At 74.8% G+C, this 11,776-nt stretch carries 15 protein-coding genes and 1 tRNA gene; 8 read left to right on the top strand and 8 right to left on the bottom strand.

All coding sequences use genetic code 11. From position 1 onward, the window contains the following. Positions 1-9 precede the first annotated feature (9 nt). The 3 genes from ACFQPP_RS11395 (at position 10) to ACFQPP_RS11385 (ending at position 1,322) form a co-directional block, all read left to right on the top strand. A complete protein-coding gene (locus tag ACFQPP_RS11395; RefSeq protein WP_376916713.1) occupies positions 10-789 on the top strand; it encodes an enoyl-CoA hydratase-related protein in 780 nt (259 codons plus the stop codon). Between the two features lie 176 nt (positions 790-965). Beyond that, entirely contained in the window at positions 966-1,169 is a 204-nt protein-coding gene (locus ACFQPP_RS11390) for a cold-shock protein (RefSeq protein ID WP_376916712.1), read from the top strand. A gap of 80 nt (positions 1,170-1,249) precedes the next feature. Beyond that, positions 1,250-1,322: transfer RNA gene (locus ACFQPP_RS11385), tRNA-Arg, on the top strand. A 49-nt stretch (positions 1,323-1,371) separates the two neighbouring features. Here the strand turns inward: ACFQPP_RS11385 and ACFQPP_RS11380 are convergent. The 5 genes from ACFQPP_RS11380 to ACFQPP_RS11360 all read right to left on the bottom strand — a co-directional run bounded on the left by ACFQPP_RS11380 (position 1,372) and on the right by ACFQPP_RS11360 (position 4,452). Continuing rightward, a complete protein-coding gene (locus ACFQPP_RS11380) occupies positions 1,372-1,638 on the bottom strand; it encodes a hypothetical protein (protein ID WP_376916711.1) in 267 nt (88 codons plus the stop codon). Positions 1,639-2,027: 389 nt separating this feature from the next. Next, on the bottom strand, positions 2,028-2,543 hold the full coding sequence (locus ACFQPP_RS11375) for a hypothetical protein (protein WP_376916710.1): 516 nt from the start codon (positions 2,541-2,543) through the stop codon (positions 2,028-2,030). Between the two features lie 45 nt (positions 2,544-2,588). Next, positions 2,589-2,723 (bottom strand): hypothetical protein, encoded by a 135-nt coding sequence (locus ACFQPP_RS11370; RefSeq protein WP_376916709.1) that lies wholly within the window; start codon positions 2,721-2,723, stop codon positions 2,589-2,591. 92 nt (positions 2,724-2,815) lie between these two features. Then, positions 2,816-3,856, bottom strand: coding sequence for an NAD(P)-dependent alcohol dehydrogenase (locus tag ACFQPP_RS11365; RefSeq protein WP_376916708.1), 1,041 nt, complete (start codon positions 3,854-3,856; stop codon positions 2,816-2,818). A gap of 176 nt (positions 3,857-4,032) precedes the next feature. After that, positions 4,033-4,452 carry a VOC family protein gene (locus ACFQPP_RS11360; protein WP_376916707.1) on the bottom strand — a complete coding sequence of 140 codons (420 nt, stop codon included), beginning with the start codon at positions 4,450-4,452 and terminating at the stop codon, positions 4,033-4,035. Positions 4,453-4,555: 103 nt separating this feature from the next. Here ACFQPP_RS11360 and ACFQPP_RS11355 point away from each other — a divergent pair, with 103 nt between their 5' ends. Next, positions 4,556-5,515, top strand: coding sequence for a helix-turn-helix transcriptional regulator (locus ACFQPP_RS11355; protein WP_376916706.1), 960 nt, complete (start codon positions 4,556-4,558; stop codon positions 5,513-5,515). Between the two features lie 39 nt (positions 5,516-5,554). On the opposite strand, the gene ACFQPP_RS11350 is transcribed toward ACFQPP_RS11355, so the two are convergent. Next, positions 5,555-6,289 (bottom strand): MBL fold metallo-hydrolase, encoded by a 735-nt coding sequence (locus ACFQPP_RS11350; protein WP_376916705.1) that lies wholly within the window; start codon positions 6,287-6,289, stop codon positions 5,555-5,557. Between the two features lie 210 nt (positions 6,290-6,499). On the opposite strand from ACFQPP_RS11350, the gene ACFQPP_RS11345 reads away from it, so the two are divergent. The 3 genes from ACFQPP_RS11345 to ACFQPP_RS11335 are packed head-to-tail and all read left to right on the top strand — an operon-like array spanning position 6,500 to position 9,302. Beyond that, positions 6,500-7,921, top strand: a complete 1,422-nt coding sequence (locus ACFQPP_RS11345) for an APC family permease (RefSeq protein WP_376916704.1) — start codon at positions 6,500-6,502, stop codon at positions 7,919-7,921. Further along, a complete protein-coding gene (locus ACFQPP_RS11340; protein ID WP_376916703.1) occupies positions 7,918-8,406 on the top strand; it encodes a DUF2243 domain-containing protein in 489 nt (162 codons plus the stop codon). The genes ACFQPP_RS11345 and ACFQPP_RS11340 overlap by 4 nt, the downstream gene beginning before the upstream one ends. Then, positions 8,403-9,302 carry a cytochrome c oxidase assembly protein gene (locus ACFQPP_RS11335; RefSeq protein WP_376916702.1) on the top strand — a complete coding sequence of 300 codons (900 nt, stop codon included), beginning with the start codon at positions 8,403-8,405 and terminating at the stop codon, positions 9,300-9,302. Before ACFQPP_RS11340 ends, ACFQPP_RS11335 begins: the two co-directional genes overlap by 4 nt. A gap of 13 nt (positions 9,303-9,315) precedes the next feature. Here the strand turns inward: ACFQPP_RS11335 and ACFQPP_RS11330 are convergent, their stop codons facing one another. Beyond that, positions 9,316-9,840, bottom strand: coding sequence for a VanZ family protein (locus ACFQPP_RS11330; RefSeq protein ID WP_376916701.1), 525 nt, complete (start codon positions 9,838-9,840; stop codon positions 9,316-9,318). Positions 9,841-9,942: 102 nt separating this feature from the next. Then, the gene (locus tag ACFQPP_RS11325) at positions 9,943-10,494 is read right to left on the bottom strand and encodes a VanZ family protein (protein ID WP_376916700.1); all 552 of its coding nucleotides are present in this window, start codon (positions 10,492-10,494) and stop codon (positions 9,943-9,945) included. 120 nt (positions 10,495-10,614) lie between these two features. Between ACFQPP_RS11325 and ACFQPP_RS11320 the strand changes: the two genes are divergently transcribed. Beyond that, positions 10,615-11,727: a hypothetical protein gene (locus ACFQPP_RS11320; RefSeq protein WP_376916699.1), complete on the top strand. Its 1,113-nt coding sequence runs from the start codon at positions 10,615-10,617 to the stop codon at positions 11,725-11,727. Positions 11,728-11,776 lie beyond the last annotated feature (49 nt).

Raw genomic sequence — 11,776 nt, 5'->3', positions numbered from 1 at the left:
GAGCCCTCCGTGACCGACGCACCCACCACCATCCAGGTCGAGACGCGAGGACGCGTCGGCTGGATCACGCTCGACCGTCCCGAGGCGCTCAACGCGCTCAACGCGCAGATCATGCACGACGTCGTCGACGCCGCCACCGCGTTCGACGCCGACCCCGGCATCGGCGCGATCGTCGTCACCGGCTCGGCGAAGGCCTTCGCCGCAGGCGCCGACATCAAGGAGATGGAGTCGAAGACGGGCGTCGAGTGGATGGTCGACGACCCCTTCGGCAGGTGGCCGCAGTTCGCCGCGGTGCGCACGCCCGTCATCGCCGCCGTCTCGGGCTACGCGCTCGGCGGCGGCTGCGAGCTCGCGATGATGTGCGACCTCATCGTCGCCGCCGACACGGCGCGATTCGGGCAGCCCGAGGTCAACCTCGGCGTCATCCCCGGCATCGGCGGCACGCAGCGGCTCGTGCGCGCGCTCGGGTACTACAAGGCGGCCGACATGGTGCTCACCGGGCGCCTCATCACCGCCGAGGAGGCCGAGCGCGCCGGGCTCGTCTCGCGCGTCGTGCCCGCCGACGACCTGCTCGACGAGGTCGCCTCGCTGGCCGAGGGCATCGCATCCAAGTCGCTGCCGAGCCTGTACGCCGCGAAGGCCGCGCTCGACGCGGCGCTCGAGACGTCGCTCGCCGAGGGCCTGCGGCTCGAGCGCCACGCGTTCGCCGCGCAGTTCGACACGAAGGACCAGAAGGAGGGCATGGCGGCCTTCCGCGAGAAGCGCGATCCCCGCTTCATCCACCGCTGATCCGCCTCCGCGGCGCGTGCCAGACCGTTATCCAATCGGCATGATCGGGACCCGTCGTCTCAAGGTCGATTCGCTACCGTGAGAGCACGCCGTGCGGGGGACAGGGGCTGCCTCTGCGACCGGCGTGCGGCACCCGCCGCGCACCACCGCAGCACCACAGCATGACAGGGAGACTCATGGCCACTGGGACCGTGAGATGGTTCGACTCGGGCAAGGGCTACGGCTTCATCACCCCCGACGACGGCAGCGCCGACCTCTTCGCGCACTACTCGCAGATCAACTCGTCGGGCTTCAAGACGCTCGACGAGAACCAGAAGGTGGAGTTCGAGGTGACGCAGGGCCAGAAGGGTCTGCAGGCCTCGAACATCACGCCGATGTGACTCGTCGGCGTGGCTCGCGCCACGCCGATTCGCGCGATGGGCCGTGGTCCCCTATGCTTGTCCACGGCCCTCGCGGCCATGCGCCCGTAGCTCAACGGATAGAGCATCTGACTACGGATCAGAAGGTTGGGGGTTCGAATCCCTCCGGGCGCGCACGACACGAAGCCCCTCGCGACAGCGAGGGGCTTCGTCGTGCGAGGGGTCAGTCGCGTTCGACGTTCGTCGGCTCCTCGTCGGCCTCGGCCGCGGCGCGATCGAGCTCGGGAGGGCCGTCGAGCTCGGACGACACGGGGCCGCCGTACGCCGCCGTCGGCGACACGCTCGGGATCGTCGCATCGGGCTCCGCGATGCCGGGCGTGCTCGGGTCGGTCGGCGCGTCGGGATCGGGGGCCTCGGTCGCCGGCTCCGCCGTGTCGGGGTCGGTGGGGAGGTCGGGGTCGGACGCGGTGGGCTGGGTTCCGTCGGTCATGCGGCCAGCGTCGCGCAGCCGTACGCGATGCGCGAGCCCTTGCACTCCGTCGCTCGAGCCGTCGATCCCGCGGCCGACGCCTACCACGTCCGTGCGCCTCGAGCGTGGTGAGGGCATGGGGAGTTCTGCCCATGGTGGTTCCGAGGCGCCCGTCCTACCGTGAAGGCACAGCGGCCTGAGGGGTCGTCTACACGGGTCGCCCGCAAGGGTCCGTCGGAGGAGCCGGCCTGGCCGTCGGCTCCTCCTCACCCGTGCATCCGGCGCATCCGCCGCCGCGTCTGCGAGGGCCCTCGTGGCGAATCCGTGCGTCGCAGCTCGCCGCATCCGCCTCAGGCGTGCAGCGGCGCCCGTCGACCCGCGCGGCGCCGCCTTCGAGGCGCGGCTCGACGTCAGGCGATGCCCGCGAGCGTCATCACGCCGACGAAGACGAGCACCCACAGCCCCAGCAGCACCACGTGGCCGGCGACCGGCAGCACGATGCCGACGATCGCGGCCGCCACGGGTCGCCTGCGCTGCGCGAGGGCGACGATGCCGAGCACCACGGCGGCGAGGCCGAAGACCCAGGCGACGATCGTCGACACGTCGGGCAGCCCGACGATCGACGCGAGGCTCACGAGCCCGCCGAGTCCCGACCCGAGCGTCGCCACGGGGCTCGCGATGCCGAACGCGAGCGACAGCCAGGGCAGCGGATGCCATCGCGGCGGGGCTGCAGGCGTGCCGACCAGACCGCCCGGGCCGGGGGTGCCTGGCGCGTGCTGCCACGCCTGCCCGGCGGCGCCGTGCACGCCCGTCTGCTGCGGCGGCTGCGCCGGCTGCCACGGCTGCGCCGGCTGCCACGGCTGCGCCGGCTGCCACGGCTGCTCGGGCTGCCACGGCTGCTCGGGGGTCGGGGGGATCGCGCTCACGACCCCAGTCTGCTCGCACGCGCCGGCGAGGATGCCGACGTCCGCTCAGCGAGCGTCGGCGATGCGGCGCAGCAGCTCGGCGGCGAGCGCGCGCTCGCCCGGCGTGAGCACGGCGTCCAGATCGTCGAGCGCGCCCAGCAGGCCGGACGCCCAGGCGGCTGCGAGGCGCCGAGGCCGCATGCAGCGCGCCCACCCTCGGGCGCGGACATCCCGCAGGCACGACGACGAGACCCCCGCCGCCTCACGGCGACGGGGGTCTCGTGCGATGCGCGTCAGATCGTCGCGGCGTCGATCACGAAGCGGTAGCGCACGTCGGAGGCGAGCACGCGCTCGTACGCCTCGTTGATGCGCTCGGCGTCGATGAGCTCGATCTCGGGCGCGATGTCGTGCTCGGCGCAGAAGTCGAGCATCTCCTGCGTCTCGCGGATGCCGCCGATCATCGAGCCCGAGTACGACTTGCGGCCGGCGAGCAGCGAGAAGACGTTGAGCGACAGCGGCTCGGCCGGGGCGCCGACGTTGACGAGCGAGCCGTTGCGGCGCAGCAGCCCGAGGTAGGCGTCGACGTCGATCTTCGCGCTCACCGTGTTCACGATGACGTCGAAGGCGCCGGCGAGCGTCTCGAACGTCTCCGGGTCCTTCGTGGCGTGGTGGGCGATCGCGCCGTAGCGGAGCGAGTCGTCCTGCTTCGAGAGCGACTGCGACAGCACGGTGACCTCGGCGCCCATCGCGACCGCGATCTTCACGGCCATGTGGCCGAGGCCGCCCATGCCGACGACCGCGACCTTCGTGCCCTCGCCGACGCTCCAGTGCCGCAGCGGCGAGTACGTGGTGATGCCTGCGCACAGCAGCGGCGCGGCGGCCTCGTAGGGGATCGACTCGGGCACGCGCAGCACGAAGTCGGCGTCGACGACGACGTGCGTCGAGTAGCCGCCCTGCGTGATGGTGCCGTCGCGGTCGACGGATGCGTAGGTGCCGACGTTGCCGCGCAGGCAGTAGTTCTCGTCGCCGGCGAGGCATGCCTCGCACTCGCGGCACGAGTTCACCATGCAGCCGACGCCGACGCGGTCGCCCACGGCGTGGCTCGTGACCTCGGAGCCGACCTCGGCGACGACGCCGACGATCTCGTGGCCGACGACCAGCGGGTACGTGGTCTCGCCCCACTCGCCGCGCACGGTGTGGATGTCGGAGTGGCAGATGCCGGCGTAGGCGATCTCGATGAGCACGTCACGGGCGCCGACGTCGCGGCGCTCGATGGTGGTCTTGACGAGCGGCTCGGTCGCCGAGGTGGCGGCGTAGGCGTCGACGGTGCGCATGGCGGTCTCCTATGGATGTCGGTGGATGGTGGGCCGGACGAGGCCTCGTGGGCTGCGCATGCGAGCGCTCGCAGCGTCGCGACCGGCTGCACCAGTCCATCACCCCGCGCACGTCGCCGGGAGGGCTTGCGAGTACCGGGTAGCCTGCGCCCCCTCCCGAGGGCGCAGGCACGGCATCAGCTCCAGGCGACCGCGACGTCGACGACCCAGGTGACCCCGAAGCGGTCCTGCAGCATGCCGTACAGCGGGGCCCACTGCGACGGCGCGAGCGGCACGACGACCGTGCCGCCCTCGGCGAGGCGCTCCCACGCCGCTGCCAGCTCGTCGGCGTCGGTGCCGCGCGCCGAGACGAAGCTCGGTGCGACGCCCGGCTCGTAGGCCCGCTCGGCGGGCACGTCGTAGGCCATGATGCGGAAGCCGGACGGCGCCTCGACCTGGCCCCAGCCCACGAGGTCGGCCTCGGCAGGGTCGGTCGTGCCGTACGACTGCGCGTGCGTGACGACGACGAGCTCGCCGCCGAACGCGTCGCGGTAGTGCTCGAGCGCTGCACGAGCGGTGCCGCGGAAGTTCAGGTGGGGCGTGATGGCGATGCTCATGGATGCTCCTTCGGTGGGCGGCGGGCGTCTCCCACCGCGTGGATCCCACGATCCCGGCAGTGCCGGTCACCTACGGTCCTCTTCTCGACGTAGCCTGAGCAGCATGTCGACGCCCGCCCAGCGCCTCCTCGCGGTGCTGTCGCTGCTGCAGGCTCGCCGCGACTGGCCGGGCGACGCGCTGGCCACGCGGCTCGACGTCAGCGCGCGCACGGTGCGGCGCGACGTCGACCGGCTGCGCGGGATGGGCTACCGCATCCACGCCATCAAGGGACCGGGTGGCGGCTACCGGCTCGAGGCCGGCAGCGAGCTGCCACCCATGCGCTTCGACGACGGGCAGGCCGTCGCGCTCGCGGTCGCGCTGCGCACGGCCTCCGCTGCGGGGACGGCCGTCGCCGAGGACGCCGTGCGCGCGCTCGCGACGGTGCGGCAGGTGCTGCCCGCCCCGCTGCGGCACCGCGTCGACGCGCTCGCGGTGTCGTCGCTCGACGCAGCGGGAGCGGTGGCCGCCGACCCCGACGTGCTCCTCGCCGTCGCGACGGCGGAACGAGCCGACGAGATGCTGCGCATCGTCTACGACGGTCGCGAGGGGCCGTCGTGGCGGGTCGAGCCGCACGGCGTGGTGCTGGCGCAGGGGCGCTGGTACCTCGTCGCGTTCGACCCCGAGCGCGACCGGTGGCGGCTGCTGCGCGTCGACCGCATCCGCCCGCTGCCGCCGACGGGCGTGCGCTTCGCGCGACGCGAGGTGCCGGGCGGCGACGCGCGCGCCTTCGTGCTCGCACGGTTCCGCGGGTCCACGACGGGTACCGACTGGCCGTGCCGCGGCTCGGTGGTGCTCGCGCTGCCCGCCGATCGGGTGCTGCCCTTCGCGAGCGAGGGCGAGGTCGAGGAGGTCGACGGCGTCGACGGCCGGGCGACGCGGCTCACGCTCGGCGCCTGGTCGTGGATGGGGCTCGCGGCCTCGTTCGCGCGCTTCGACGCCGCGATGACGCAGGTGACGCCACCCGAGCTCGCGGCGGCGTTCGGCGTGCTGGGGGAGCGGGCCGCCGCAGCGGCGCAGGCCTGAGGCCCGGCGTCGGTGGGACCGGCGTGGGTGCGCTCCGCGTCAGTGGGCTCCGCGTCGCCGCGCGGCCTCGACGGCCCGGTCGATGCCGCCGCGCCAGCCGGGGCCGTGTCCCGTGAGCACCCTCGTCGCACCGGTCGCGGCCAACGCATCCAGCGAGTCGAGCGCGACCGCGCTGCGCGCCGTCGCCGCACCCGCCACGATCTGGGGCCCGCGCACGCCCGTGTAGGGGTCGAGGGTGACGAGCGCGTCGCCCGTGAGCAGCGCGTCGCGCTCGGGCAGGTGGATGGCGATCGAGCCGTCGGTGTGGCCGGGCACCTCGAGGATGCGCGCGTCGGCGGGCAACGGCACGTCGTCGTCGATGGGCCGCGCCTCGACGCCGCGCACCGTCAGCGCACCCGCGGCCGTCATCGCGACGAGGCCGGGGATCGCGGTGGGATGCAGCACCGGGTACGGCAGGCGTGCACGCTCGTGCAGGTACCCGTACGGATGCCGCGCGAGCCGCACGTCGGCGGGATGCGACCAGACAGGCACCGACCAGCGCTCCGCGATGCGGCGAGCGAGCCCCACGTGGTCGAAGTGGCCATGGGTCAGCAGCACCCCCGCGAGGTCGTCGGGCGTGCGGCCGATCGCGTGCAGCGCCTCGTGCAGCGGACGCCAGGCCGCGGGCAGCCCCGCGTCGACGAGCAGCACGCGATCGTCGACCTCGACGAGGTACAGGTTGGTGGCGGCGATGGCCAGGCGGTGGATGCCGGGTGCGGCGTCCCGATGCAGCATGCGAGCTCCTCGGTCGTGGACGGGCGACGCTACGTCGCGCCGCCGTGCGCGAGGAAGGGGGTCGCGGTCGGCCCGCGAGTCTGCGTCGCCGCGCGCGACGGGAGCCGTGCCCGCGGCTGCACGTCGCGCGACCGTCTCGCGACCCCCTTGTCGTCGCCGTCGGCCATCACCCACGCTTGCGAGCGCATTCGACGAGCGTGAGGAGCCACGATGCGGGAGCGGCACGATGCCGAGGGCACGACGCCGACGGATGCGACGACGGCGCCGGAGGACGCGACGGCCCCGGAGGGCGCGACGGCCCCGGAGGGCGCGACGGCGCGGCCGACGGGCGCGCCGACGCTCGCACGGCGCATCACCGGCCCGCTGCTGTTCCTCTTCATCCTCGGCGACGTGCTGGGCGCCGGCATCTACGCGCTCGCAGGCGAGCTCGCAGGCGAGGTGGGCGGGGCGATCTGGCTGCCCATGCTCGTCGCGCTCGCGCTCGCGCTGCTGACCGCCGGCTCGTACGCCGAGCTCGTGACGAAGTACCCGCGAGCCGGTGGCGCGGCGGTGTTCGCGCAACGCGCCTACCGGGCGCCCGTCGTCGGGTTCCTCGTCGGCTTCGCCATGCTCGCCGCCGGCGTGACGAGCGCCGCCGGCCTCGCGCTCGCCTTCGCGGGCGAGTACCTGCAGACCTTCGTGTCGGTGCCCGCCGTGCCGGCCGCCATGGGCTTCCTCGCGCTCGTCGCGCTCGTGAACCTCCGCGGCATCCGCGAGTCGCTCGGTGCGAACGTCGTCATGACCGCCATCGAGCTCACGGGGCTGCTGCTCGTCATCGTGACGGTGCTGCTGCTCGTCGGATCCGGCGGCGGCGACGTGAGCCGCGCCGCCGAGCTGCGCTCGGACGTCGCGCCGGGCACGGCGATCCTCGGCGGCGCCATCCTCGCCTACTACTCGTTCGTCGGGTTCGAGACGTCGGCCAACGTCGCCGAGGAGATCCGCGACCCGTCGCGCGTGTACCCGAGGGCACTGTTCGGCGCGCTCGCGACCGCCGGCATCCTCTACGCCCTCGTGGGCCTCGCGGCCGCGGTGGCGCTGCCCGCCGACGAGCTCGCCGCATCCTCCGGGCCGCTGCTCGCCGTCGTCGAGGCGACGGGCGTGGGCGTGCCGTCCTGGCTCTTCAGCCTCGTCGCGCTCATCGCCGTCGCGAACGGCGCGCTGCTCACGATGATCATGGCCAGCCGAGTCGCATACGGCATGGCGAGCGACGGGCTGCTGCCCGCGACCCTCGCGCGGGTGCTGCCGCGGCGCCGCACCCCCTGGGTCGCGATCGTCGCGACGACCCTCGTCGCGATGGCGCTCACGGCGTTCGGCGACCTCGCGCTGCTCGCCGAGACCGTCGTGCTGCTGCTGCTGCTCGTCTTCATCAGCACGAACGTCGCGGTGCTCGTGCTGCGGCGCGACCGCGTCGAGCACGACCACTTCCGCATCCCCGCGGTCGTGCCCGTGCTCGGCGTCGCCTCGTGCATCCTGCTGCTCACGCAGCAGTCGGGCACGGTGTGGGCGCTCGGTGGCGGCCTGCTCGTGCTCGGCCTCGCGCTCTTCGGCATCGAGCGCCTCGTGCGCTCGCGCGGCGACCGGCGCTCGCGATGACGCGCGAGCGGCGCCGCGGCCTGCCGTGGATCCTGCGCGACCGGGCCTTCTGGGCGGCCGTGCTCATCGGGGTCGCGCTCATGGCGGCCGTCGACGAGATCGTCTTCCACCAGCTCCTCGGCTGGCACCACCTGCTCGACCGCGCGACGCCGCAGATCGGCCTCCTGTCGGATGGGCTGCTGCACGCGGCGGAGGTCGTCGGGCTCGCGGCGGGCGGCTTCCTGCTCGCCGACGCGCATCGCCGCCGCGCGATCGGGCGCCGCGTCGCAACCGCCGGGGTCCTCTGCGGCATGGGCGCCTTCCAGCTGTTCGACGCGGTGGTCGACCACAAGCTGCTGCGCATCCACCAGATCCGCTACGGGGTCGACCTGCTGCCGTACGACGTCGCATGGGTCGCCTCCGCCGTCGCGCTGCTCGCCGCGGGCGCCGTGGCATGCGCGCTCGCGTCGCCGCCGCGCCGGCCCGGCCCCCCGGCCGTGTCGTGACCGGGCACGGCGCCCACGACGCGGGGCTGGGCCTCGTCGCCGCCCTCGGGCCCGGCATCGTCGTGGCCGTGCCCGCCGTGCTCGCCGCAGCGCTCCACCTCGGCGCGGTGCGCAGCCTGCGCACGCGGAGGCCGTGGCCGCTGCACCGCACGGTGCTGTGGCTCGCCGGCACGACGCTCGTCGCCGCATCGGCGGTCGGACCGCTCGCCGTGCGCGCCCACGAGGACGCCGTGGCGCACATGGTCGTGCACCTGCTCGTCGGGATGGTGGCGCCGATGCTGCTCGTGCTCGCCGCCCCCACGACGCTCGCGCTGAACGCGCTCGCCGCCGTGCAGGCGCGCAGGCTCGCCCGCATCCTGCGCAGCCGCCTCGCTCGCGTCGTGGCGCATCCCGTCGTCGCCACCGCGCTGCACGTCGGCACGATGTGGCTGCTCTACGGCACCGAGGCCGGCCGCGTCGCGCTGCACGACCCGGTGCTGCACGTGCTCGTGCTCGCGCACCTCGTCGCGACCGGATCGCTGTTCACGTGGTCGCTCGTCGGCGTCGACCCCGCACCGCATCGCCCGCGCCTCGCCGTGCGCGTCGGCGCGCTCGTGCTCGCCGGCGCGGCGCACCGCATCCTCGCGGTGCAGCTGTACGGCGACGCCGCGGTGGGGGCGTCGGTCGCCGAGTCGCAGACGGCGGCGCGCGTGATGTCGGCGGGTGGCGACGTCGTCGAGCTCGCGCTCGCGGTCGTGCTGTTCGGGCAGTGGTACCGGCGACGCGTCGCCGCCGACCACCGAGCGCGCGGCACGCTCGGCCGGGATGCGCGCCGCGGTGCTGCGGGCGGCGGTGCTGCGGGCGGCCGAGCTGCCGGCGCTCGCGCCGCGGGCGGCCGCGCGGTCGCGACGTCGTAGCCGCGCGGACGCGTCAGCGGCGCACGCGGTCGGCTCGCGCCCGGCGCCGCCTGCTGCGTGCGATCGCGATGCCGATCGCCGCGAGCACGGCGCCCAGCACCGAGCCCGTCGCGTTCGCAGCCCAGTCGCCCACGTCGCACGCGCGGCCGAGCATCGGCAGCACCGCCTGCACGATCTCGATCGCAGCCGCGGCGATCGCGCCGACGAGCGCGGCGAGCGACGGCTGTCGCGTCGCGACCGCGAGCAGCAGCACGGGCGGCACGAGCAGCACGACGTTCGCGAGCGGCTCGGGCGCGAGCAGGTCGACGTCCCACCGCAGCGAGCAGCCCGCCCCGACCGCGGCGCGCGTCGGCCAGAGGGTGAGCGCCCCGACCGCGACGAACGCGGCGACCGCGAGCACCATCGCCGCACGCCGCACGGGCGCGAGCGCCCACGCGACGAGCGGGCCGAGCACGACGACGACCGCGAGCAGCGACGGCGCGATCCACGGGTACGTGGCGAGGATCGTCGACAGCACGCCCGCCTCCCTCCGTCGCATCGCTCGAGCGGGAGCCTAGACCGGCAGCGCGCGGGGCACGAGCGGCGACGCCGCGGTGGCCGCGCCGATGCCGCGCTCGCGGGCGGCGGATGCCCGCGGCGGTCAGTGCTGCAGCTGCCGTCGCGGGTCGGCCTGCGCTGCGGCACGCTCGGCGTCGCGGCGCTGCAGCCGTGCGAGCCCGAGGCCGACGCCCGCGAGCAGCACGCCGATGAGCGCTCCCGACGTGTTCGCGATCCAGTCGCTCGTGTCGCACGAGCGCCCGATCGGCGTGACGACCGCCTGCACGAGCTCGATGCCGAAGGACGTCGCGGATCCCGCCGCGACCGCGAGCACGGGCCTCCGCCATGCGACGGCGAGGGCGAGGCCGAACGGCACGAACAGCAGCACGTTCCACAGCGGCTCCGCCGTCGTCAGCTGCGGGCTCCAGTCGACGGCGCATCCGATGCGCATGTCGCGGCTCGTGGGCGTCATCGTGAGCGCGAGGATCGGCAGCAGCGCGAGCGCCGCGATCGCGCCTGCCGCGCGACGACGTGCAGCGAGCCACCATGCCGCCAGCGGGCCGGCGATGACGAGCACCGCGAGCGACGACATCCCGACCGACGCCGATGGCACGACGATCGAGTCGCGCAGCGCGTCGGCGAGCGCGGCGATCATGCGCGGGATCCTCGTGACGGCATCCGAGCAGCGTAGGGAGCCCTGCCATGCGCCGCCCCTGCGCACGCCATGCGCGGGCGGCGACGGCGGAGTACCGTCGAGCCACCGGGAGGAGGCGCCATGGGTCGGATGCCCGACTTCGAGATGCCTCCGGTGGAGCCCGATCCGCCGCGTGACGCCGGGCCCGCGGCCGAGCCTCTCCTCGGCGTCCCCGAGCACGACGCCGCGAGGCGCGCGCTCGAAGCGCTCGCGCCGCCGGCGTCGGTCGCGGGGCCGACCGCTCCGGATGCCGACGCATCCGCCGCGGACGAGGCCGAGGCACCGCGCGCCGATGCTCGGCGGCTGCGGTCGTGGCGGCGCGCGCGCGTGCCGCTCGCCGCCTTCCTCGCGGGCGCGCTGCTCGTCGCGGGCGGGGTCGTCGTCGCCGACCTCGTGCGCTCGGACGGGGAGCGGGCGGCGGTCGAGGAAGCGGTGGCCGCCTACGCCGACGTCGTCGAGTCCGCCGACGGCGCGGCGCTCGCATCCGAGCAGCGACTCGACGACGCGACGGCGACGCGCGCACTGCTCACGGCGGGCATCGAGCCCGCGGCGCGAGCCTCGCTCGCATGCGACGCCCCGCGCCTGGGCGTCGACGTCGCGACCGTCGACTGCGACGTGCTCGTCGAGCGCCGCGTCGACCCGACGCGTCTCGTCCTCGAGCGCATCGAGGGCCGGTGGCTCGTCACCGACGGGGTCGAGGTGCCCGTGCGCATCCGCTCGGGCGCCCTCGTGGTCGAGGCCGTCGACGGCGTGCCGCTCGACCCGGCCGTCGCGCGCGGCGACCAGGCGGCGTGGATGCTGCCGGGCCGCTACGACGTCGACGTGCGCACCCCGGCGCAGCTCGAGGTGCAGCGGCTCGAGGGCCTCGTGGTCTCGGCCTCGACCGGCTCCGTGCGCTGGACGAGCGACACGACCGAGATGCTCGACGCCGACGTGCAGGCGACCGCCCTCGGCTTCCTGGAGGCCTGCGCGACGGCGCCGCGCGAGGGGTGCCCGCCGCTGCAGATCCGGCCGGCGAGCGACCGCTTCACGGTGCTCGACGTCGTCGGGCGGCTGCGGCCGGACGACCCGCACGCCATGAGCTTCGACGTCAGCATCGCCCGCCCCGTCGAGGTGCCGGAGGAGTTCCTCGTCGTGACGGTGCGCGTCGACTTCGGCGAGGATCTCGACCGCTACGACGTCACCGTGCCGTAGCGCCGCGCCGGTGCTGCCAGCGCCTCGGGAATGTCCGCGCGCTCGCTGC

It is taken from the genome of Agrococcus sp. GCM10030265 (assembly GCF_042666675.1).
Lineage (GTDB): Bacteria > Actinomycetota > Actinomycetes > Actinomycetales > Microbacteriaceae > Agrococcus.
Note: the sequence above shows the minus strand (reverse complement) of the source record. Positions and strands in the feature narration are given on the sequence as shown.